Below are 22,528 nucleotides of genomic sequence, written 5' to 3'. Positions count from 1 at the left end.
GGGCTGCGCCGGGCTCCCCGTGTACGCTCTCCGTGGTTTTCTCATGTCGACATGCCCTACGTGCCGAACCGAGCATGCGGACGGCGTCGCTGCCTGCCCGACGGACGCCGAGACGCTCGCGGCGGAGCCCGCGCCGCCTGGCGCCGATCCGGAGCTCGCGCCGGGCACGCCGGTCGGTGAGTACCGCGTCGAGGCGAAGATCGGGGCAGGGGGCTTCGGGACGGTCTACCGCGCGATCCACCCCGTCATCGGCAAGGCGGCGGCCATCAAGGTCCTGAGCCGCCAGTGCTCCGCGAACCCGCAGCTCGTCTCCCGCTTCGTCGCGGAGGCGCGGGCCGTGAACCAGATCAGGCACCGCAACATCATCGACATCTTCTCGTTCGGCGCCCTGGAGGACGGCCGGCACTACTACGTGATGGAGCTGCTCGAGGGGATGACCCTCGACGCCTACCGCCGCAAGCGCGGGCGCCTCCCGCCCGCCGAGGCGCTGCCCATCCTCGTCAAGATCGCGCGCGCGCTCGACGCCGCGCACGCGGCGGGCATCGCGCACCGCGATCTCAAGCCCGAGAACGTGTTCCTGGTCTTCGACGAGGACGGCGCGATCTTCCCGAAGCTGCTCGACTTCGGCATCGCCAAGCTGCTCGGCGAGTCCTCGAGCACCGTGCACAAGACGCGGACGGGGCACCTGATCGGGACGCCGCTCTACATGTCCCCCGAGCAGTGCCGTGGAAAGAACGTCGATCACCGGACGGACATCTACTCGTTCGGGATCCTCGCGCACGAGCTGCTCGCAGGCGCGCCGCCGTTCGACGCCGAGAACGCGTTCGACCTCCTGATCAAGCACACGTCCGAGGCGGCACCCCCCGTGTCGACCGTGGCGACGCACCTCTCGCCGGCGCTCGACGCGCCGCTCCTGCGGATGCTCGAGAAGGAGCCCGCGAGCCGCCCGGCGTCGCTGCTCGAGGCGACCGCGGCGCTCGTGGAGGCCGCGCGTGGCGCGGGGTACGAGCTGCCCGGCGGCCTTCTGCGGGCGAGCGACGCCGCCGTCGGGCGCGGCGCCGGCGGGGCCGCCGCGCGGGGCCGCGCGCGCGGCGCGGCCGCGGAGGCGCTGGACGCTGGGCTCGCGCCGACGCAGCGCGGCCCCGCCGCGGAAGCGACCACGGGGCTGCACGGGAACGAGACGTTGCTGCAGGGATCGCTGCCGAGCCAGCTGGAGAGCACGCCGGCCATGGCGTCGCGACGGAAGGCGGCGCTCACGGCGGCCGCCGTCCTCGGCATCGGCGCGGCCGCGGCGCTCACGCTGCACCTCGGGCACATGCACCTCGGGCACGGCGAGCCGGCGGCCGACGCACCGCCCGCGTCGGCCGCGCCCGCGTCGGCCGCGGCGATGCCGAGGACGGAGGCCGCGCTGGTCGCGCCGGTCCTGCCGGCTTCCGCCGTCGCCGCGGCCGCGCCGGAGTCGGCCGCGCCGTCTCCATCGCTGGAGGCGACCGCCGCGCCTGCGGCGAGCGCTGACGCGGCGCCGCCCGACGTCGAGCTCCGGATCCAGGCGACGCCGAAGGAGCTCGAGGTGTGGAGCGAGGGCAAGCTCATCGGCAAGGCGCCGGGGCCGCTGCGCCTGCCGCGAGGGCGCGCCCTGAAGCTCACCTTCAAGGCGCCCGGGTACCAGGAGCAGGCGCAGGAGGTCCCGGCCGAAGCGGACGGCGCGATCACCGTGGCGTTGAAGAGGGCGGCGTCGACCGCGAGGGGCGCCGTCAGGAAGGGCGACCTGGAAAACCCGTTCCAGTGAGCATGCGCGCGCGGACCAGCTTCAGGCGATACGTGCGGGCGATCGGGGGGGCCGCGGCGCTGCTCGTCGCGGCTGCCGGCTCCGCCGGGTGCGAGGACCTCGCCGAGATCTCCCCGGGCGTGTGCGGCAACGGCGTCATCGAACCGTCGCGCAACGAGGACTGCGACTGCTTCGAGAAGAGCGAGCCCTGCGAGGTGAAGACGCAGGATGCGCAGGGCGCGACCTCGACCACCTGGTGCAACCCGCGCGGAAGCGAGAACGAGTGCCGCTTCGTGTGCAACGACGCGGACCAGACGTGCCCGAGCGGGTGGGGCTGCGGGGTCGACGGCGTGTGCCGCGTCTCCACGGGCAATTTCAAGCCGCTCGGCGCCGCGCTGCCGCTCGGCGCGCAGCGGCTGATCACGGGTGATCTCGACGGCGACGGCCGCGGCGACCTCGTGGGCGTCGGCTCGACGAGCCTCGAGGCGCTCTATTTCGATGCGAACAGCACGGTGGGGACCCAGGTGTCGATCCCCTCCGCAGGGGACACGCCCGCGCTCGCGCGCCTCACCGACGACGGGACGACGGACATCGCGCTCAGCGTGGGGCCTGGCGTGGCGATCCTGAGCGGCGAGCCGGGCCGCACGTTCGCGCCGGTCCCCGTGCTCGCGTCGGTGTTTCACCTGGGTTCGTTGCTCGGCGCGGCGTCCGAGACGACGACCCTTCGCGGCGCGCGGCTCTTGCCCGTCGGTAGCACGCGCGAGGATGGCCAGACGTGGGTCGCCCTGGTCGTGGGGACCGACACGGGCGGGGCGGCGCCGGAGGATGTCATCGCCGTCGTGCAGGGGGCGGAGAGCGGCCGGTTGTCGTTCATCGATCGGCAGCGCGGGCTGCGCGACGTCGCCGGTCCGCTCGTGAGCGCGGACCTCGGCGGCGGCCCGCTCCACGAGGTGGTCGTCGCCCTCGCGGACGACTCGGCCGTGCACATCTACTCGCCGGACGACGGCGCGCACTCCGCGGTGGAGCTCCCGGCCGGCGCGCGGATCGCGGGCGCGGCCTTCCTCCGGGATGTCACCGGCGATGGCGTCCTCGACCTGCTGGTCGGCGCCACGTGCGCGCAGCCTGACCCCCGTTTGTCCGCGGGCGCGCCTTGTTACGAGCTCGACGTCGCGGAGGGCGCAGGCGGCGGCGCGTTCGGCGGCATGGCGCCGTACGGCGATCTCTCGTACCCGGCCGGCGACATGAGCTCCGAGCGCTTGCCCGGCTTCGGGGCTCCCGTCGCGATCGGTGATCTCAACGGCGACGGGGTGATCGACATCGTGGACCCGGACGCCGTGAGGCTCGGAAAGGCCCCGCCGTCTCCTCCCTACCAGGTCGAGTTCGACCGGCTCGCGCCGGCGAACGGCCGGCGCTGGACCAGCGCGGTGATCGCAGACCTGACCGGCAACGGCGCGCCCGACGTCGTCGCTGGCTCCGCGGACGCGACGGATCTGACGTTCTTCAACGGCGTCCCCGGCGCGCAGGCCTCCGACTTCAAGCTCAACGAGCTCAAGATCCCGACGCTGGGCAACGTCTCGAGCTTCGTCGTGGGCGACTTCGACGGCGATCTCCTGCCGGACCTCTCGTTCGCCGAGAGCGCCGGGAGCTCGCTGTCGAGCGCGGACCACCCGACGCTGGCCGTCTGCTTCGGCCGGTTCATGAAGGCGCCGGAGGCGCCGGTGCGGCTCGGCGCCTTCGAGGGGCTCCTCGACATCGCGGCGGTGCGGCTTCCCGAGCCGGACGACGCCGTGGACGACATCAGCGTGCTCTTCTCGCACGGCGGGGACATCGCGTTCAGCCTCATCGAGGGCAGCAGCTCGCGGTCGCTGCTGCCGCCGTTGCCGCTCGTCCGCTCGGGCGACGTGCGGCATGCAGGCGAGCTGCGCGCCGTGAGGAGCATCGCCGGCCGCTTCGGGGGCGATCGGGCGGAGGTCGCCTCGCTGACGATCGCTCCTCCGAGCCCTGGCTCCTCCCGGGGCTCGGCCGAGCTCTGGCTCTTGCCGGCGGTCGACTCGGGCGCGATCGCCATGGTCGACGAGGCCAAGCACCGCGTCTCGCTCCCCGCGGAGCTCGTTCCCTCCCGGGAGCCCGCGTGGGCGCTGGATGGGGTCGCCGTCGATCTCGACGGCGACGGTACCGATGAGCTCGTCCTCTCGCTGCCGATCGAGGTCGCGGAGGAGGACGCGGCAGCGGAGCCGGGGACGCCGGCCCTGGCCGGCGCGGTCGCCCTCGTGCGCCGCGGCGCGAGCGGCGCCTTCGAGGCGCCGGAGGCCGCCTTCTCGCCCGCGCCTCACACGCTGTACGGGGGGCTCCGCGCCGGCGACGTGGACGGCGATGGCCACGTGGACGTCGTGGGCATCGCGTACGAGCTGGCGCCAGGGACGCGCACGATCACGGCGAGCCGGCTCGCCGTCTTCTGGAACACGGGCGAGGGCGCGCTCGACGCGCCGATCGAGCTCGAGGCACCCGACCCGAGCCTCGAGGACCTGGCGAGCGAGGTCACCAGCGCCGACTTCGCCCGCGTCGACAAGGAGACGGGAAGGTCGCTCGTCGTGCTCACGCGCAGCGCGGCCTACGCGCTCGACGTGTGCGGCGACGGCGCGGCGGACTGCCATGACCTCGGCCAGCACCAGCTCCGCAAGCTGGACGGCATCCCCGGCGGCTCCGCGGTCGCGACGTGCGACGTCCTCGGCGATGGGGTCGACGATCTCGCGGTGCTCAGCGACGGCGCGCTCCGCGTCCACGAAGGAGTCCCGATCCGCCGATGAAGACCTCGCTATGCGTCGTGCTCATGGCCTTCGCGGCGACCGCGCTCGCGCCGAGCGCGGCCTCGGCGGAGGAGGACATCGAGCAGGCGAAGGCGCTCTACAACGCCGGCGCCCAGGCCTACGCCGCGACACGGTACCGCGACGCGGTGCAGTCGTTCGAGGCGGCGTACAGGAAGGCGCCGCGCCCTGCCCTCCTGTTCTCGCTGGCCCAGGCCTACCGGCGCCTGTACGTGGTCGAGCAGAGCCCCGAGGCGCTGCGGTCCGCCATCGCGAACTACCGGCGCTATCTGGAGCAGGTCCCGCAGGGCGGGCGCCGCGCGGACGCGACCGACGCCCTGAGCGAGCTCGGGGTGATCGCCGCGCGCCTCGAGGCGAGCGCTCCGTCGTCGCCCGACGCGCCCGCCGCGCCGGAGGCGGCGCCGCCCGACGCGAGGCCGCGGACCCGCATCAACGTCACGTCGCCGACCGCGGGGGCCCGCGTGTCCATCGACGGCGGCGCGCTGGCCGACGTGCCGCTGATGGCCGAGGTGCAGCCGGGCAAGCACCGGATCAAGATCACGGGCGACGGCCACGTCGACGAGGAGCGCGAGGTCGTCGCGATCGAGGGGGACATCCTCGGGATCGACCGGGAGCTGCGCGAGCGGCCGGCGCTCCTCCAGGTGAAGGCCCCCGTCGGCGCGCAGGTCACGCTGGACGGGCGCCTCGTCGGCACGACGCCGCTGCCGCTCCTCCAGGTCGCCCCGGGCAAGCGGTTCTTCGTCGCCACGAAGAACGGCCACAGGCCGTTCTCTCGCGAGCTGTCGCTCCGCCGCGGCGAGCGCCGTGTCATCGAGGTGGGCCTCACGAGCTCGTTCCAGCGGAAGATGTCCTATGGCCTCGTCGCGATAGGGGTCCTGTCCGCCGGCGTCGGCGTGCTGACGCTGTCCTCGAGCCTCGCGGAAGAGGAGCAGGCGCGCGAGATCGCCGAGAAGCGCACGGGGCAGGGGATCTCGGAGGGGGAGCTGGGCGAGTACCAGGCTCACCTCGACACGCGCGACGAGCTCGCGAACGCCACCATGGGCCTGTTCGGCACGGCCGCGGCGTTCGCCCTCGGCGGCTTCGTGTTCTACGCGTTCGACACGCCGAACCCGCCGCCGCTGCCCGCGCGCACGGACCCGGCGCCCGCGCGCACGGGCGGGCCGATGCTCGAGCTCTCGGCCGCGCCGATCCTCGGGCCGGGGCTCGGCGGGGCGGGGCTCGTCGGCCGGTTCTGGTGAAGGCACCGCAGGGCCCCGGGCCGCTGAGGGCGGCCATCGCGGACGAGCGGCGGTCGTCGATTCCGAGCTAGCGGCGGTATCTGGGAGGAGGTCGACCCGAGCGACGCGCGGTGCGGCGCCGGCGTCGCGGGTGCGCGGGGGAGGCGTCGAACGACGCCTTCGCCCCGCGCGCCCGCCTTGGCTCGATCAGTTGGGGAACCCGTCGAGCTGGCAGGTCAGGCTGCAGCCGTCGCCGCCCGTGCGGTTGCCGTCGTCGCACGCCTCGTAGAGGCTCTGCACCTTGCCGTCGCCGCAGTACGGGCCGTAGACGCAGCCCGGCGCGCACTTGCCGTAGCCGCCGGTGTTGTTGCCGTCGCCGTCGTCGCACTGCTCCGGGCCGTTGCGGATGCCGTCGCCGCAGCGCGGGCCGAGCTGGCAGCGCGGGCCGCACTGGCCGTAGCCGCCGTCGTTCTTGCCGTCGTCGCACTGCTCGCCGGGCTGGACGACGCCGTCGCCGCACTGCCCGCCGAGGCGGCAGTTGTTGCTGCAGCCCGTGGCCTCGTTCGGGGGATCGCACTGCTCGCCCCACTCCTCGTCGACGCGGCGGTCACCGCACTTCGCCGCCGGGCTGCAGTCGGGCATGCAGCTCCCGTAGAAGCCGTCGTTCACGCCGTCATCGCAGGTCTCGGTGCCGTTGACGCGGCCGTCGCCGCAGTACGGCCCGTACTGGCAGAGGGCGTCGCACCCGTTGTATTCGCCGCTGTTCTTGCCCTCGCCAAGATCGCAGTCCTCCTCCTCGGGCTGGACGATGCCGTCACCGCAGCGCGGCCCGAAGATGCACGAGGGCCCGCACTTGCCGTACTCGCCGTCGTTGATCCCGTCGTCGCACTCCTCGCCGAACTGCGGCTGGATCACCCCGTCGCCGCAGTGCGCGCCGAGCCGGCAGCTCACGCAGTTCGGGTCGGTCGTGCTGTCGCACTCCTCGCCCCACTCCGCGTCGACGCGGTTGTCGCCGCATTTCGGCGCCGGCGCGCAGCCCGGAGCGCAGGTGCCGTAGGTGCCGTCGTTCTTGCCGTCGTCGCACGCCTCGGCGCCGTTCGTGATGCCGTCGCCGCAGTACGGCCCGTAGTCGCAGGTCGCGGTGCACCCGCCGTACCCGCCGGTGTTCTGCGCGCTGCCGAGATCGCAGTCCTCCTCGGAAGCCTGGACGATGCCGTCGCCGCAGCGCGGCCCGTTGAGGCACGAGCGCCCGCACTGGCCGTACCCGCCGTCGTTGACGCCGTCGTCGCACTCCTCGCCGAGGTTCGGCTGCGTGATCCCGTTGCCGCACTGCTTGGGGAGCCGGCAGCTCACGCAGCTCGGGTCGGCCGCGTTGTCGCACTCCTCGCCCCACTCGGTGTCGACGCGGTTGTCACCGCACCTCGGCGCCGGCGTGCAGCTCGGGTTGCAGGTGCCGTAGGCGCCGTCGTTCTTGCCGTCGTCGCACCCCTCGGCGCCGTTCCTGATGCCATCGCCGCAGTACGGACCGTAGTTGCAGGAGGCGGTGCACCCGCCGTACCCGCCGGTGTTCTGGGCGCTGCCGAGGTCGCAGTGCTCGTCTTCCTCGAACTGGACGATGCCGTCGCCGCAGCGCGGCCCGTTGAGGCACGAGCGCCCGCATTCACCGTAGCCGCCGTCGTTGACGCCGTCGTCGCACTCCTCGCCGAGGTTCGGCTGCGTGATCCCGTTGCCGCATTGCGGGGGGAGCTGGCAGTTCAGGCAGTTCGGGTCGGCCGCGTTGTCGCACTCCTCGCCCCACTCGGTGTCGACGCGGTTGTCACCGCACCTCGGCGCCGGCGTGCAGCTCGGGTTGCAGGTGCCGTAGGTGCCGTCGTTCTTGCCGTCGTCGCACCCCTCGGCGCCGTTCCTGATGCCATCGCCGCAGTACGGACCGTAGTTGCAGGAGGCGGTGCACCCGCCGTACCCGCCGGTGTTCTGCCCGCTGCCGAGGTCGCAGCGCTCTTCCTCGGACTGGACGATGCCGTCGCCGCAGCGCGGCCCCTGGAGGCAGAAGCGCCCGCACTGGCCGTACCCGCCGTCGTTGACGCCGTCGTCGCACTCCTCGCCGAGGTCCCGCTGCGTGGCCCCGTCGCCGCAGTGCTCGCCGCGCTGGCAGCTCACGCAGTTCGGGTCGGTCGCGCTGTCGCACTCCTCGCCCCAGTCGGCGTCGACGCGGTTGTCGCCGCACATCGGCGCCGGCGTGCAGTTCGGGTTGCAGGTGCCGTAGAAGCCGTCGTTGACGCCGTCATCGCACCCCTCGGTGCCGTTCCTCTTGCCGTCGCCGCAGAACGGCCCGATCTGGCACTCGCGCGTGCAGCCGCCGTAGCCGTTCGTCGTGTTGCCGGAGCCGAGATCACACGCCTCGTACGGCGCGTTGACCGCGCCGTCGCCGCACCGGGGCGGGGCCACGCACCCCGGCGCGCAGGCGTTCGAGGCGTTGGCGTACGTGCTGTTGTTGACCCCGTTGTCGCAGGTCTCCATGCCGTTCCTGACGCCGTCGCCGCAGTACGGCCCGAGCTGGCAGTTGTTGCACTGGCCGTAGCCCGTCCCGTTCTTGCTGCCGTCGTCGCACTCCTCGCCCGGCGTCAGGACCGGCGGGTCGACCCCGCACTGCGGCGTGCACACCGACGTGCCGGCGCTGAAGCCCGACAGCGTGAGCTGGTAGTTCGACCCGGTGACGTGGCGCTCGGCCTGGAACACCGCGATCTCGTAGACCTTGCCCGGCTCGAGGTTCAGGTCGACGTCGTAGGGCGTGCGGGCGTCTGCAGGGCAGGTGTTCTGGGTGCAGGGGGTCACGCGGGCGTCGCCGTTGTCCAGGATGGTCACGCTCTCCTGGAGCTGCCCGTGGATGCCGCCGATGTCCGCGGTCAGCGTGTTCTTGATGAACACCCAGACGTCGTCATCGCCGAAGAAGGTGAGCACCGGATCGGCCGCGGCGCCGTTCGGCGTGAACTGGAACCAGTACCGGACCTCGCTCGTGAAGTAGTAGTTGTGCGAGGGGTTGCTCTGCGCCTTCTCCAGCCCGGCGGAGACCAGGTTGTTGAGCCTGGGATCGCCATTCGGCGGGGTGGGGTCCACCGGCCAGAACGGGCTCCGCTGGTACACGTACCTGCCGGCCTGCGGGGTCAGCTCGATGGTGGTGACGAGCGTCCTGTTGTACGTCGCGCTGTCCCGGTACCACCACTGGAAGTTGTTCTGCCCCGTGGTCCAGCCGTTCGCATCGCTCGGCGTGACGAAGGCGGGGCCGAACCTGCTGACGGGCCTGCCGGCGGCGTCGAGCGTCGGCTGGACCATCTTGTCGATCTGATTGCCGCTGGGCTCGATCTCGAAATCGAAGTGCCCGACGAGGCTGTCGTTCAGGTTGTTGTCGCACGCGGTGTTGCTGACGCTGCGGTCGTACGTGGTCGGGCACCAGCCGATGAAGTCGCGGATGACCATCGGCAGCCGCATCTCGCTGGGCTGAACGGCGCAGGTGTAGCCCGGCTCGATCGTGCACGTGGCGGAGCAGCCGTCGCCGCTCGCGGTGTTGCCGTCGTCGCACGCCTCGGTGGGGTCGTTGGGCAGGAGCATGCCGTCACCGCACTTCGAGATGCACGCGCCGCCGCTGCAGTTCGGCTCGCCCTTGCAGTCCGGCGTGCAGCCGTCGCGCCAGTTGCCGTTGCCGTCGTCGCAGGGCTCGGTGCCCTCGCGAATGCCGTTGCCGCAGACGGAGAAGCCCGTGCAGTCCTGGGGCTCTCCGTTGTCGCAGACGCTTCCGGGCTCGATGCGGCAGGTCTCGTCGCAGCCGTCGTCCGAGAAGGGATTGCCGTCGTCGCACTGCTCGGCGCCGTTCTTGACGCCGTCGCCGCAGACGGTCTTGCAGGGGAACCCGACGCGCGAGCAGTCCCACCCGTCCTCGATCGTCTTGCAGTCGGCGCTGCATCCGTCGCCGCTCGCCGGGGGCTGCTTCCCGTCGTCGCACACCTCGGTGCCGCTGATCTTGCCGTCGCCGCACACGGGCGCCGGCGGCGGGTTGCAGCGCCCGCCGCCCGGCGGGCACGTCCAGCCGACCTCGATCTTGCATTGCGCGGTGCAGCCGTCGCCGCCGACAGGGTGTTCCCCGCCGCCGTCATCGCACTGCTCGCCGAGCTGCACCGTGCCGTCGCCGCAATAGGTCCTCACGGTGCAGGGCTGGCCGGGCTTGCAGATCCAGCCCTCCTCGAGCCGGCAATCCGCGGTGCAGCCGTCGCCCGACGCGGGCGGGTCGTCGCCGTCGTCGCACTCCTCGCCGTTGTTCACCCGCCCATCGCCGCACTGGTAGACGAGGACGCAGGCCCTGCCCGGCTCGGGGCACACGTACGCCGGGTCCACCGTCTTGCAATCCGCGCTGCAGCCGTCGCCGCCCGCGGTGTTGCCGTCGTCGCAGAGCTCGCCGGGGTTCACGGCGCCATCGCCGCACCGGAACAAGAGCACGCAGGGCTGCCCCGGGGTCGGGCAGTTGTAGAAGGACTCCTGCCGGCACAGGCTCGAGCAACCGTCGCCGCCCGCGGTGTTGCCGTCGTCGCACTGCTCGCCGGTCTCCTTGAGGCCGTTGCCGCAGGCCGGCAGCCGCGTGCAGGGCTGACCCGGCCGGCTGCACTGATACCCCTGCTCGCGCATGCAGTCCGCGCTGCAGCCGTCGCCGGACGCAGGCGGGGAGTCGCCGTCCTCGCACTGCTCGCCGTCGTTCACACGGCCGTCGCCGCACCAGTAGTTGAGGGTGCAGGGCTGACCCGGCGTTGTGCACGTGTAGATCGGGTCCACCCCGCTGCAGTCGGCGCTGCAGCCGTCGCCGCCCACGGTGTTGCCGTCGTCGCAGACCTCGCCCGGGCTGAGCACGCCGTCGCCGCACCGGATCAAGAACTCGCAGGGCTGCCCCGGGGTCTTGCAGTTGTAGAAGGCCTCCTGCCGGCACAGGCTCGAGCAGCCGTCGCCGCTCGCGGTGTTGCCGTCATCGCACTGCTCGCCGGTCTCCTTGAGGCCGTTGCCGCAGGCCGGCAGCCGGGTGCACGGCTGGCCGGGGCGGCTGCACTGATACCCCTCCTCGCGCATGCAGGTCGCGCTGCAGCCGTCGCCGCTCCGGGTGTTGCCGTCCTCGCACTGCTCGCCGTCGTTCACGCGGCCGTCGCCGCACCAGTAGAGGCGGGTGCAGGGCTGACCCGGCTTGGGGCACGTGTAGATCGGATCCACCGCGCTGCAGTCGGCGCTGCAGCCGTCGCCGCCCACCGTATTGCCGTCGTCGCAGACCTCGCCCGGGTTGATCTCGCCGTCGCCGCACCAGTAGAGGAGGGTGCAGGGCCGGCCCGGTGTCGGGCAGGTGTAGAAGGACTCCTGTCGGCAGAGGCTCGAGCAGCCGTCGCCGCTCGCGGTGTTGCCGTCATCGCACTGCTCGCCGCTCTCCAGGGCGCCGTTGCCGCAGACCGGCAGGAGCTCGCACGGCTGCCCGGGCCGCGAGCACACGAAGCCGGGCTCGCGCATGCAGGTGGCGCTGCAGCCGTCGCCGGAGGCGGGCGGGTCGTCGCCGTCCTCGCACTGCTCGCCGTTGTTCACGCGCCCGTCGCCGCAGCGATAGAGGAGGATGCAGGGCTTCCCCGGCTCGGAGCACGCGTAAAGCGGGTCCAGCGCCTTGCAATCGGCGCTACAGCCGTCGCCGCCCTGGGCGTTGCCGTCGTCGCAGATCTCGCCCGGATCCACCGCGCCGTCGCCGCACCGGATCAGGAGCTCGCAGGGCTGTCCCGGCGTCGTGCAGACGTAGAAGGACTCCTGTCGGCAGAGGCTCGAGCAGCCATCGCCGCTCGCGGCGTTGCCGTCGTCGCAGAGCTCGCCGGCCTCCTTGACCCCGTTGCCGCAGACAGGCAGGCGCTCGCACGGCTGCCCGGGCCTCGGGCACACGAAGCCTTCCTCCCGCTTGCAGTCCGCGCCGCAGCCGTCGCCGGCCCGCTCGTTGCGGTCGTCGCACTCCTCGGAGCCGTTCACGCGGCCATCGCCGCAGTCGTAGAGCAGCGTGCACGCCTCGCCCGGCCTCGGACAGACGTACGAGGGATCGACGAAGATGCAGTCTGCGCTGCAGCCGTCGCCGTCTGCGGTGTTGCCGTCGTCGCAGAACTCGCCCGGATCGACCACGCCATCGCCGCACGCGATGGTCAGCACGCACGGCGCGCCGGGCGTCGGACATGCACAGTAAGGCTCGATCTCGCACAGACCGGAACAGCAATCGCCGGGCAGGCTGTTGCCGTCGTCGCACGCCTCGCTGGCCTGGTTGATCTCGCCGTCACCGCAGGCCGGCTCCTGGGGCAAGAGGCACTCGGGGGGCGGATCGTCGCCAGCGCACGGATCGGGCGCGCCGCCGCTTCCACCGCCGCCGGAGGCGACGCCCGAGCCGAAGTCACTGCCGCCGCCGCCGTCGCCGGAGCCGCTGGAGGTCACGCTCCCCGCGCCGCCTACGCCAGGCTCGCCCGTGGTGGAGGGCGCTCCCCCTCCACAGGCGGCGACTATTTGCAGCAATCCCACGGCCAAAGCCAGATAAGACGTTCTCAACCTCACGACACACCTCGACGGACACGAGCGGCTGCGCTCGGGCAGGACCAGGACGAACACGAGCGGCTGCGCTCGGGCAGAAAGGCCGACGACCCGTTTCCAGGGTAGCCCGGCCGCCCTTCGCACCTCTAGACGAAAATCACTTCATCCTGCGCCACTCGGCCACACCCGCACGAGTTCCCGTTCGCAGCGGAGTCTGCGGAGCACCGCTGACGAATGACGCGCGTTGCGCGACGCAGCGACGGATGGACACGGTGTTTCATTTCAGCTGCTGGTGCACGGGCGCGCGAGCCAGGCTGGCAGCCCGGTTCGGTCTTGACATTCGCGCTGTGACGGGACGCCGGAGATGGTTTGTGTCCCAAGAAGGTGCGGAGATCTCCGTGCCCCGCGGATCTCGGCTGCAGCGCGCTATCCGCCGGCTCGCTTGAGCACGCCGCCGAGGCCCATCCACTCGATGTACGCCCGCTGCACGTCCGCGGTCCTTCGGTTGATCTCCTCCACGGCGCCGTTGCCCAGCGGGTCGAGCACGGTGCGCAGCGGCCGCTCCCCGGCCGGCAGCGCCGTGAGCTTCAGGATCGCGTCCGCGACCTGCTGCGGGTCGGGCGGGCCTTGGCGCTTCATCGTCTCGGTCACCGGCCTCCACAGCTCCGTGGCGAGCGCGAACAGGGCGCCATACTCCGCCGCTCGGGCCTCGTCGGCCTGCATCGCGTTGGTGATCACGCCGGTCGTCGGGAACGCGCCCGGCTCGACGATGGCGACGTCGATCCCGAGCGGCGCGAGCTCGTAACTGGTGCACTCGGCCATCGCCTCCAGCGCGAACTTGCTCGCGCTGTAATGGCCGAAGAGCGGCGTCGCGACCCGCCCGACGACGCTGCTCACGTGGACGAGGAGGCCGCTCTTCTGCCGCCGCATCGCGGGCAGCACGGCGCGGTTGACGCGCACGGCGCCGAGGTAGTTCACCTGGAACGTCGCCTCGGCCTGCGCCACGGTGAACGCCTCGATCGGCCCCTGAGACAGGACGCCCGCGTTGTTGATCACGACGTCGACGCCGCCCGCCTCGTCGAGCACGCGCGCCACGCCCGCCTCGACCGAGGCGTCGCTCGTCACGTCGAGCTCGAACACGTGGAGGGCGAGCCCCTCGCGCGCGGCGAGCTCCGCGAGCTCGGACGCCGGCCCCGCGTTCTTCGACGTGATCGCGCGCATCCCGGCGAAGACGCGGTGTCCCGCGCGGGCGAGGGTGACGGCGGTCGAGCGGCCGAAGCCGCTGCTGGATCCTGTGATGAGGGAACAGAGCTCTCGGGTCATTCTCACGCTCGCTTTCGAAAGGGGGAGCAAGGAGAGTATCGCGCTGGATCCCCCCGGTGGCACCGGCGAACGGCGATCGTCGGAGTGGCCGCGCGCCGACACCGATGTGGCAGGCGGCCCGCTCCCTCCGCGCCTGTAGGCCCACCGAGCTTCCAGGTTCAGCGGCGCGGTCGTGGAGCGGCGGACAGCCAGAGCGATGATGCGGTCAACCGGGTTGTCGCTCGCTCGGACGACGTCGAATCCGCCCGAGGTGCGCGGGACAATTTGCCACGCCCCAATTTGCCACGCCCTCATTTCGGTATCGTCGCGATAGGATCGATTTCAATGCGAATTGCAGAGGTTAAATCGCAGGCTCGCGCGTGTGCGCGCCCAGATAGTTCCATTGGTCCTGGAGCGGCCGATTCGGCAGATGGCCGGGCGGCGCGATCCCCCCACGGATTGCCCGCCTTGACCCCTTTGGGCTGAACCGTATAGTCAGCCAGACGGTCGGGCTGCCCACAAATCGTGTCTGCCGGACCGTCGAGCACACGGCCGCCGCCCTGCGCGGGTTGTCGACGTGTGCGCCGTGGTTGCATCGTCCACCATCACATCATCGGAGGTTCGAATGGAACACCTGATTCGGCAGATCGCCCAGGATCGTCTCTGGAACCAGTGGATCGCGGCCAACTCGTCCGGCGGGCCGACCCTCGACGCCGGCTGCATCTCACGGAAGGAGGGCTGTATCTCGAAGAAGGCCGGCTGCGTCTCGCGGAAGGCCGGCTGTATTTCGAAGAAGGCCGGCTGCATCTCGCGGAAGGCCGGTTGCATTTCGAAGAAGGCCGGCTGCATCAGCTGACGGAGCCGCCGGGGGCCGCGAGCGAGGCGGCAGGGCCATGTTCATCTTCCCGTGGTCCTCTGCCTCGCTCGCGCGCGCCCGGACCGATGGGTGCTGCGCTTCTCGATGGCCGTTCAACCTTTTTCCTGGAGTCGACCGATGGACGCCCACGGACCGACGCTCGCAGCGATGATCGATCAGGTCAGGGACATCCCTATCTACCGACAGTCGATCGAGAAGGGCTCCTTCCCGATCCTGGAGAAGCCGGAGATCGCAAGAGGCTTTCCGGACAACTGGATGACCCCGCGGCTCGCCGAGGCGCTGAAGGTCGGCGAGGCGGAGCTCGTGCTCTCGACCGGGACCAACCACGCGCGGATGCAGATCATCCGCCCGCCTTTCTTCCTCCTGAAGTCGTATTACCGCCTGTGGAGCGAGCACCCCGACATCGCGGTCACCTGGCATGAGGGCTGCCAGCGCGTCTCGATCACCACGGTGCTGGCGACCGAGCACGTGGCGCGGCTCGCCGCGAGGCGGCGCGGCGCCGAGGTGCCGGCGCTCCCCAGCCTCGAGGATCGCCGGCTCGACGCGAGGACGCTCTATATCAACCTGCAGCTCGACCCGGCGCTCTGGGAGCGCGGCGATGTCGAGCGCATGCTCGCCGAGATGGCCGCCGTTCGAGAGGCGCATCCTCGACGCCTTTACCACCTCGACTGCGATGGCTACCACCTCGCTCACCTGGTGAAGAAGGCCATCGACTTCGGAGCGTGGGAGCGCTTTCCGAGGCCGGCCAGCATCGTTCACGCCTACGAGCTCACGCCGACGAATGTACGGCGGTTCCTGGCGCGGCACGTCGAGTGCCCGATCGTCGACCTCTTCGGCAGCACCGAGCTCGGGTATCTGTACTACAGCGATCGTCACGGCCGCTACTGGCCTTACCTCGACAAGATGCACCTGGAGCTGATCCCTGTCGAGGAGGGCAGCGCGATCTACAGCCTCATCGTCTCGAGCGTCCGCAACCCCTGCATGCCGCTCATCCGCTATCGCTCGGGCGACTGCGCCGAGACGGTCGACGGCTCCCCCGATCCGCTCCGGATCCGCCGGTTCTGCGGGCGCGAGCGGGAGCTCCTCTGGTCCCAGAAGCGGGGCCCGATCTCGCAGGCCGATCTCGATGACTGGATCGCCGTCTCCGCGCCGTCCATCTTCGTCTATCAGCTCCACGCGGAGGGACAGCGGCAGGGCCGATTGCTCTATACCACCTTCGACGGCGTGCCCGTCGCTCCGGCCGCTGCGCGCGCGCTGCGAGAGCGGATCTGGGAGGGCGCCGGCCTCGACTGCGTCCTCGAGCACCGCGCCCACATCGCGATCGGCAAGTCCGGGAAGTATGCATGGCTGGTGCAGGGCGGCGAGGCCGCGGAGCGAGGTGGCTCGTGACGATGGAACGACCCAGGGTGACGGCCACCGCGCTGAAGGCGCGGCTCGACGACGCGTTCTTCTCCGGCGTGGTGCGCCATTTCGTGCAGACCACAGGCGAGGAGCCCGCGACCGTCGAGCGTCAGGTGCTCGAATGCCTGCGGTACCTCTACCTGATATCGCGCTATCCGGAGCCGCTGGCCGGGCTCTTCTTGCCCGTGGAGCAGGCGATCGACGAAGTCTGGCACTACCTGATCTTGCAGACGCGGGAGTACCGTGAGCTGTGCGAGGAGCGCCTCCCGGGGCGCTTCTTCATCCATCACCGCAGCCTGCCCTACGAGGACTATCAGGAGGCGCAGGCCAGCCGGGAGCAGGCGATCGAGGAGGCGTTGCGCTGGCTGCCGCTCTACCGCGACGAGTTCGGCCCTTTCGACGAGGGCGCGCTGCCTCACTGGACGATGGTGCGCTTCCTCCATGAGCGCCTGGGCCTCTCTCTCGAGGCGATCGCGGCGCTCGACGGGGGGAACGAGGCCGCCCTGCCTGGCGTGGAGCGCGTCCGTTGAGCCGTCAGGCTGTCGTCACCGCGCCCGCGCCCGCCACGTCCGTCAACACGCTGGTCCTGCTGCTTTGCCAGGTGCTGGGGATCGCTTCTGTGGTGTCGATCCAGTTTGCTGGAAGCGTGGTGGGTGAGCGGCTCGCCAGGGACATGCGGCTCGCGACGCTCCCGGTGGCCGTGCTCGTGCTGTCCTCGGCCCTGGGCACCTGGCCGGCCAGCCAGCTGATGCGCCGCTTCGGGCGCAAGCCCTGCTTCATCGCCGCGGCGCTCCTGTCCGCCGGCTGCCTCGCGCTCGCGGCGCGCGCGGTGGACCGCTCCGATCTCCCGCTGTTCTGCGCGGCGGTCTCCGGCGTCGGCCTGCACGGCGCCTTCGTGCAGCAATATCGCTTCGCGATCCTCGAAGGGCAGGAGAGCCACCGGGCGCCGCGCCTCTTGACCATGATCCAGCTCGCCAGCGCGCTCGGCATCGTCCCTGGCATCTCGCTCTTCGGCCTGCTGGAAGGACGGACCTCCAGCGAGTTGCCCTCTGCCCTGCTCGTCCTTTCGGCGCTCCAGGTCGTCGCGGCGCTCGCGTTCGTGTCGTACCGGCCGCAGGAAGCGCGGGTCGCGGAGGCCTCCGCCACGCCCGACGCGGGGGCTCGCGCGCTGTACTGGCCCATGGTGGCGATGGGCGCCGGCGCTTTCCTCGTGATGAGCCTGATCATGGTGCCGACGCCCCTCCAGATGTGCGGCGTCGAGCAGAGCTCGATCCAGCAGGCGGGCTGGGTGATCGAGGTGCACCTCCTGAGCATGTACCTGCCTTCGCTCTCGGTCGGCGCCCTCCTGAAGCGGATGTCGATCGCGGCGCTCCAGGGGCTCGGGCTGCTGTTCTTGCTCGCGGGGTTCGTGATCAGCCTGGCTCCAGGGTTCGAAGGGCACCTGGTCGGGCTCTCGCTGGTCGGGGTCGGATGGTGTTATGTGTTCGTGACGGCGACGACCCTGGTCGCGCGCAGCCGCTCCGGTACCGAGCGTTTCCGCGCGCAGGGCGTCAATGATCTGTGCGTGTTCGCCGCCAGCGGCGTCGCGTCGCTCACGTCCGGTGCGCTCCTGTCGGCGCTGGGGTGGAGCGGCCTCGTGCACCTCGGGGTGGTGCTGGTCCTGAGCTTGATGGCGCTCGCCCTCCGCGTCCACCGCGCCTCACGCCCGGCGCCGGCGCAGGGCGGAGCGCGTCTCTGAAGCGAACGCGCCGGGGCCTCGAGCGGCCTTTCGCGCACCGATGTCCGGAGAGGGAGGCGAACATCATGTCTGACGTGCAGTCGAATCGTTCAGGAGACAGCCCGGCGCCTCTGGGCCGCGTCGACGCCGTCGTCGTCGGCGCCGGGTTCGCGGGCCTGTACATGCTCTACCGCCTGCGCCGGCTCGGCCTGTCGGTCCGCGTCTACGAGGCGGGCGGCGGGGTGGGCGGCACCTGGTACTGGAACCGCTACCCCGGCGCGCGCTGCGACATTGCGAGCATGGACTACTCCTATTCGTTCTCTCCCGAGCTCCAGCAAGAATGGACGTGGACCGAGCGATACGCCACGCAGCCGGAGATCCTGCGTTATCTCGAGCACGTCGCGGACAGGTTCGCGCTCCGCGCGCACATCCAGCTCCGGACGCGGGTGACCGCCGCCGCCTTCGATGAGGCGACGGATCGGTGGGTGATCCGGACCGACGACGGCGCCAGCGTATCCGCCGGGTTCTTGATCATGGCGACGGGCTGCCTGTCCGCCGCGAAGGTGCCCGACCTCAAGGGGCTCGAGGCCTTCCGGGGCGAGCGATACCACACCAGCCACTGGCCGCACGGCGGCGTCGACTTCACCGGCAAGCGCGTCGGCGTCATCGGCACGGGCTCGTCCGGCGTCCAGGTCATCCCCGCCATTGCCGAGCAGGCGGCGCGCCTCTTCGTCTTCCAGCGGACCCCGTGCTTCAGCGTGCCCGCGCGCAACGCGCCCCTGGACGCGGCCTACGAATCGTGGATGAAGGCGAACTACACGGAGCACCGGTGCAAAGCCCGCGAGACGCGCGCCGGGGTCATCATGGATGTCGACCCGCGGTCCGCGCTGGAGGTGCCGCCCGAGGAGCGGGAGCGCGCGTATCAGGCTCGCTGGGAGCAGGGCGGCACCGGCTTCCTCGCGACGTTCTCGGACGTGATGCGGTCCCGGGAAGCCAACGAGACCGCCGCCGAGTTCGTCCGATCCCGGATCCGCGCGACGGTCCGCGACCCGACCGTCGCCGAGGCGCTGTCGCCGAGGGGGTATCCGCTGGGCACCCGGCGGCTCTGCGTCGACACCGGCTATTACGAGACCTTCAACCGGGAGAACGTCACGCTGGTCGACGTCAAGGCGTCGCCCATCGAGGAGATCACGAAGGCGGGGCTCCGGACGCGGAGCGCGGAATACGCGTTCGACAGCCTCGTGCTCGCCACGGGCTTCGATGCGATGACGGGCGCCTTGACCAGGATCGAGCTCCGCGGGAGGGGCGGCGAGCCGCTCATGGCGAGGTGGGCTGACGGCCCGCGCACGTACCTCGGCGTCGCCATCGCCGGCTTCCCGAACCTGTTCACGATCACAGGCCCCGGGAGCCCGTCCGTGTTCAGCAATGCGATCGTCTCCATCGAGCAGCACGTGGAATGGATCGCGGACTGCATCGCTTACCTGCGAGAGCGAGGCTTCGCGTGCATCGAGGCCACCGCCGAGGCGGAGGACAGGTGGGTCGCGCACGCCAGAGAGGTGGCCGACGGCACGCTGTATCCGCTGGCCAGCTCCTGGTACGTCGGGGCGAACATCCCTGGCAAGCCGCGCGTCCTCATGCCCTATGCCGGGGGCGTCGGCGCCTACAGGAAGAGGTGCGAGGCGGTCGCGGCTCAGGGATACGAGGGGTTTTCTCTCTCGAGGGCAGGGTAGCCGCGTCCAACCAGGGTGGGCTCTCGGGATGGATGCGATCGGCGCGGACGCCGCGCACGGCGGTTCCCGCTTGCCCAAAGCGCCCCATCGGCGCGGTTCGCTGGCTCGAAGGAAGACGTGCGAGGGGGCCCTCTGCAGCGCACGGCCGTCGGCTGCCCATCGCCTGACAATTGTGGTAGCTGACCGCGGTGCCAGCCACACATGAACCGTCGTACCTGGTCCCGGAGGCCGTTGTCGCCTTCGACGAGGGCGCGCGCCAGGCGGTCTACGACGTCATCGCCCTGCGGCGCGACGTGCGGCAGTTCGAGCCGGGGCGCGCGCTCGACCGGGCTGTCCTGCGGCGCATCCTCGAGGCCGCCCACCTGGCGCCCAGCGTGGGATTCTCCCAGCCCTGGGGCTTCGTCGTGGTGCGTGACGAGGCGCAGCGCGCGCGGATCCGCGAGAGCTTCCTTCGCTGCCGTCAGGCGGAGGCTGCCCGTTTTCCGGAGGGCCGACGCGAGAAGTACCTCTCCTACCGCCTCGAGGGCATCCTCGAGGCGTCGCTCAACGTGTGCGTCGCCGTCGACCTGAGGCCGCGCGGGGAGGCGATCCTGGGCACCATTGTCCAGCCGGAGGCGGTGCGCGCGAGCGCGTGCTGCGCGGTGCAGAACCTCTGGCTCGCCGCGCGCGCTGAAGGCGTCGGTGTCGGCTGGGTGAGCATCGTGGAGCCCGCCGTCCTCCGCGCCGAGCTGCGCCTCCCGCCGGGCGTGGAGCCGATAGCGTATCTCTGTCTGGGCCACCCCGTCGCGTTCCGGCGGCGACCGATGCTGGAAGAGAGCGGCTGGCGAGAGCGGCGCGCGCTCGATGAGGTCGTCCACGAACATGGCATCTGGCAAGACCGCGACGACGCCAGCACGCCTGCGGCGGGCCGCGCGAGCGAGCCGCCGCGTTCATCGCTCCGGACGACGGCGATCTCACCGCTCGACGCCGCCGCCATGGACGCCTTCCGTGCGCAGCAGGCCACGCTCGGCCTGCCGGCTGGCAGCCTGGGGCGGATCGAGCAGCTCGCGGCGTGGTGGGCCGGCGTGCGTGGCGAGCTCCCGCTCCCTTTGCCCGCGCCGGGGCTGGCCGTGTTCTGCGCGGACCACGGCGTCGTTGCGGAGGGCGTGAGCGCAACCCCCTCGTCGGCGACGACGGCGAGGCTCGCGAACGTCATGGCCGGGGGCGCGGCGGTCTCGGCGCTGGCGGCGCGCCACGGCGTGCGGCTCGTGGCGGTCGACGTCGGCCTGACGGGCGATCTCTCGGCGCTGCCGTGTGCGCCTGTCGTCCCGCTGGCGCCGCGTGTGGTGCGGCGTGGCACCGGGAACCTGCGGCGCGAGCCGGCGATGACGCGCGACGAGGCGGCATGCGCGATGGAGGCGGGCGCCGAGACCGCTCGCGCGCTCGCCGCGCAGGGCGTCACGCTGGCGGGCGTCGGCGACATCGGCGTCGGCAACACGACCGCATCGACAGCGATCCTGTGCGCCCTCACAGGCGCGCCGCCGGCGAGCCTCGCGGGCCCGGGCGCCGGCCTCGACGCGGAGGGCGTCGCGCGCAAGTCCGGCGTCGTCGCCGACGCGCTCGCGCTTCACGTGCCCGATCCCACGGACCCTCTCGATGTGCTGGCGAAGGTCGGTGGGCTGGAGATCGCCGCGATGGCCGGCTTCGCGCTGGAGGCCGCGCGGCTGCGCATGGGCGTCGTCGTCGACGGGCTGACGGCGTGCACCGCGGCCCTCTGCGCCGTCAGGATGGCCCCAGCGCTCCGGCCATGGCTCCTCGCCGCGCACCGCTCGGCCGAGCCGGCGGCGGCCCTCGCGCTCACCGAGCTCGGGCTCGATCCGATCTTTGACCTGGGTCTAGGGGTGGGCGAGGGGATCGGCGCCGTGCTCGGGCTGCACCTCGTCGGCACCTGCGTATCGACGTTGAGCGGGCTCGACCCTCGTCGGGAGCTCGCGCGCGGCTCCGGTGCTCACGGGGTCGTGGCCTCGGGCTCCGTCTCCGGCGGCGGGTCCTTGTAGAACGCCACGTCGTCGATCCACACGCTGAATTGACGGCTCGCATTGAAGCGAAACTGGACGGCCCAGATCTGCGTCAGGTCGATCGCCTCGAACTGCTGGCCCCAGTTGGACTGCTTGAGGGTGGAGAAGGGCACCTTGATCTGAGTCCAGCAATTCGTCAGCGTGATGGTCTTGGTGAAGTGATCGTCGCACTTCTCGCAGATGCCGCCGTCCCGCCAGGTCTGCACGTCGACGACGTCCACGAGCACCTTCGTCGTGGAGCCTGCATCGGCGTAGCCAAAGAAGGTGATGCCGCTGAACTCGGAGGCATTGTAGAGGCCCTGCTCCGACGGCGAAGCGCTGTTCACCTGGAAGCCGAAGAGGGCTCCCCAGCCTGAGAACATGTCGTCGGCCACGGCGTGCACTGCCATCGTGCTGTCGCCGCGCGCCGGTTCGAGGAGGCTCATGAGGAACGGCTCGCCCACTCCGGGCGTTTGCGTACCCTCGCCGTCGTTCGCCACGTACCAGGCCCCTTGGCGGGGGTTCGTTTCATCCGCCACTTCGATGATGGTGTCGTTGTCATCTTCCATGTCGTCGATGACCGACAGTTCCAGGGTGGGGTCGCCCGTCGGCGGTTCCCCACATTCAGCACCCTCTCCGCCACCTCCCGCGTTCCCGCCGGCGCCGCCTTCGCCGCCAGCGCCCCCGCCTCCCGTGTCCGAACCGCTGCTACTGCCGGTAGTACTGCCTTCGCCGCCAGCGCCCCCGCCGCCCGTGCCCGCGCCGCCGGTGCCGCCTTCGCCGCCAGCGCCCCCGCCTCCGGTGTTGCCGTGCGCGACCTCGTATAACTTATCGAAGCCGAAGATCTGGGCACATCCAGCCCCGAGCACCGCAATGAGGCACCCGCTGGTCCACCGCACAAAAGCCAGCTTGCTGTTCATGGTCATGGATAGGGATCTCCGAGATGCTTCAGCCAATCACGATAGGACGCTGCGTGCCAGAATGGAAGCGCGTCCATCGCGACGCGAGCCGCCGCGGCGCGGGCTCGAGACTACCTATGGCGGCCGCTCGCCGGCCCAGCGCTGCTCGGCCTGTCGAAT

General features: G+C 71.4%; 12 protein-coding genes. 9 read left to right on the top strand and 3 right to left on the bottom strand.

From position 1 onward, the window contains the following. The first annotated feature begins 43 nt into the window (after nt 1-43). Genes WME79_RS27725 through WME79_RS27715 form a run of 3 tightly spaced genes read left to right on the top strand, consistent with a single transcriptional unit; the run spans nt 44 to nt 5,831 of the window. The gene (locus WME79_RS27725; RefSeq protein ID WP_437520702.1) at nt 44-1,789 is read left to right on the top strand and encodes a serine/threonine-protein kinase; all 1,746 of its coding nucleotides are present in this window, start codon (nt 44-46) and stop codon (nt 1,787-1,789) included. Between the two features lie 2 nt (nt 1,790-1,791). Continuing rightward, a complete protein-coding gene (locus WME79_RS27720; protein WP_437520700.1) occupies nt 1,792-4,575 on the top strand; it encodes an FG-GAP repeat domain-containing protein in 2,784 nt (927 codons plus the stop codon). After that, nucleotides 4,572-5,831, top strand: a complete 1,260-nt coding sequence (locus WME79_RS27715) for a PEGA domain-containing protein (RefSeq protein WP_437520699.1) — start codon at nt 4,572-4,574, stop codon at nt 5,829-5,831. The genes WME79_RS27720 and WME79_RS27715 overlap by 4 nt, the downstream gene beginning before the upstream one ends. A gap of 186 nt (nt 5,832-6,017) precedes the next feature. Here the strand turns inward: WME79_RS27715 and WME79_RS27710 are convergent, their stop codons facing one another. Both WME79_RS27710 and WME79_RS27705 read right to left on the bottom strand, forming a co-directional pair. Beyond that, entirely contained in the window at nt 6,018-12,410 is a 6,393-nt protein-coding gene (locus WME79_RS27710) for a DUF4215 domain-containing protein (RefSeq protein ID WP_437520697.1), read from the bottom strand. A 402-nt stretch (nt 12,411-12,812) separates the two neighbouring features. Then, nucleotides 12,813-13,709, bottom strand: a complete 897-nt coding sequence (locus WME79_RS27705) for an SDR family oxidoreductase (RefSeq protein WP_437520696.1) — start codon at nt 13,707-13,709, stop codon at nt 12,813-12,815. A 604-nt stretch (nt 13,710-14,313) separates the two neighbouring features. On the opposite strand from WME79_RS27705, the gene WME79_RS27700 reads away from it, so the two are divergent. From WME79_RS27700 to cobT, 6 genes are all read left to right on the top strand, one after another. Continuing rightward, nucleotides 14,314-14,544: a hypothetical protein gene (locus WME79_RS27700; RefSeq protein WP_437520694.1), complete on the top strand. Its 231-nt coding sequence runs from the start codon at nt 14,314-14,316 to the stop codon at nt 14,542-14,544. Nucleotides 14,545-14,682: 138 nt separating this feature from the next. After that, nucleotides 14,683-15,954 carry a hypothetical protein gene (locus WME79_RS27695; protein ID WP_437520692.1) on the top strand — a complete coding sequence of 424 codons (1,272 nt, stop codon included), beginning with the start codon at nt 14,683-14,685 and terminating at the stop codon, nt 15,952-15,954. A gap of 2 nt (nt 15,955-15,956) precedes the next feature. Beyond that, entirely contained in the window at nt 15,957-16,496 is a 540-nt protein-coding gene (locus tag WME79_RS27690; protein WP_437520691.1) for a glycine-rich domain-containing protein, read from the top strand. Continuing rightward, on the top strand, nt 16,493-17,704 hold the full coding sequence (locus tag WME79_RS27685) for an MFS transporter (protein WP_437520689.1): 1,212 nt from the start codon (nt 16,493-16,495) through the stop codon (nt 17,702-17,704). The genes WME79_RS27690 and WME79_RS27685 overlap by 4 nt, the downstream gene beginning before the upstream one ends. A 65-nt stretch (nt 17,705-17,769) precedes the next feature. Continuing rightward, entirely contained in the window at nt 17,770-19,413 is a 1,644-nt protein-coding gene (locus WME79_RS27680; RefSeq protein WP_437520687.1) for a flavin-containing monooxygenase, read from the top strand. 188 nt (nt 19,414-19,601) lie between these two features. Further along, nucleotides 19,602-21,449: a nicotinate-nucleotide--dimethylbenzimidazole phosphoribosyltransferase gene (gene cobT, locus WME79_RS27675; protein WP_437520686.1), complete on the top strand. Its 1,848-nt coding sequence runs from the start codon at nt 19,602-19,604 to the stop codon at nt 21,447-21,449. Here cobT and WME79_RS27670 read toward each other — a convergent pair. Further along, nucleotides 21,401-22,375: a hypothetical protein gene (locus WME79_RS27670; protein WP_437520684.1), complete on the bottom strand. Its 975-nt coding sequence runs from the start codon at nt 22,373-22,375 to the stop codon at nt 21,401-21,403. The genes cobT and WME79_RS27670 overlap by 49 nt on opposite strands. Nucleotides 22,376-22,528 lie beyond the last annotated feature (153 nt).

The organism is Sorangium sp. So ce726 (genome assembly GCF_051521405.1).
In the GTDB taxonomy this organism is placed as follows: Bacteria; Myxococcota_A; Polyangia; order Polyangiales; family Polyangiaceae; genus Sorangium.
Note: the sequence above shows the minus strand (reverse complement) of the source record. Positions and strands in the feature narration are given on the sequence as shown.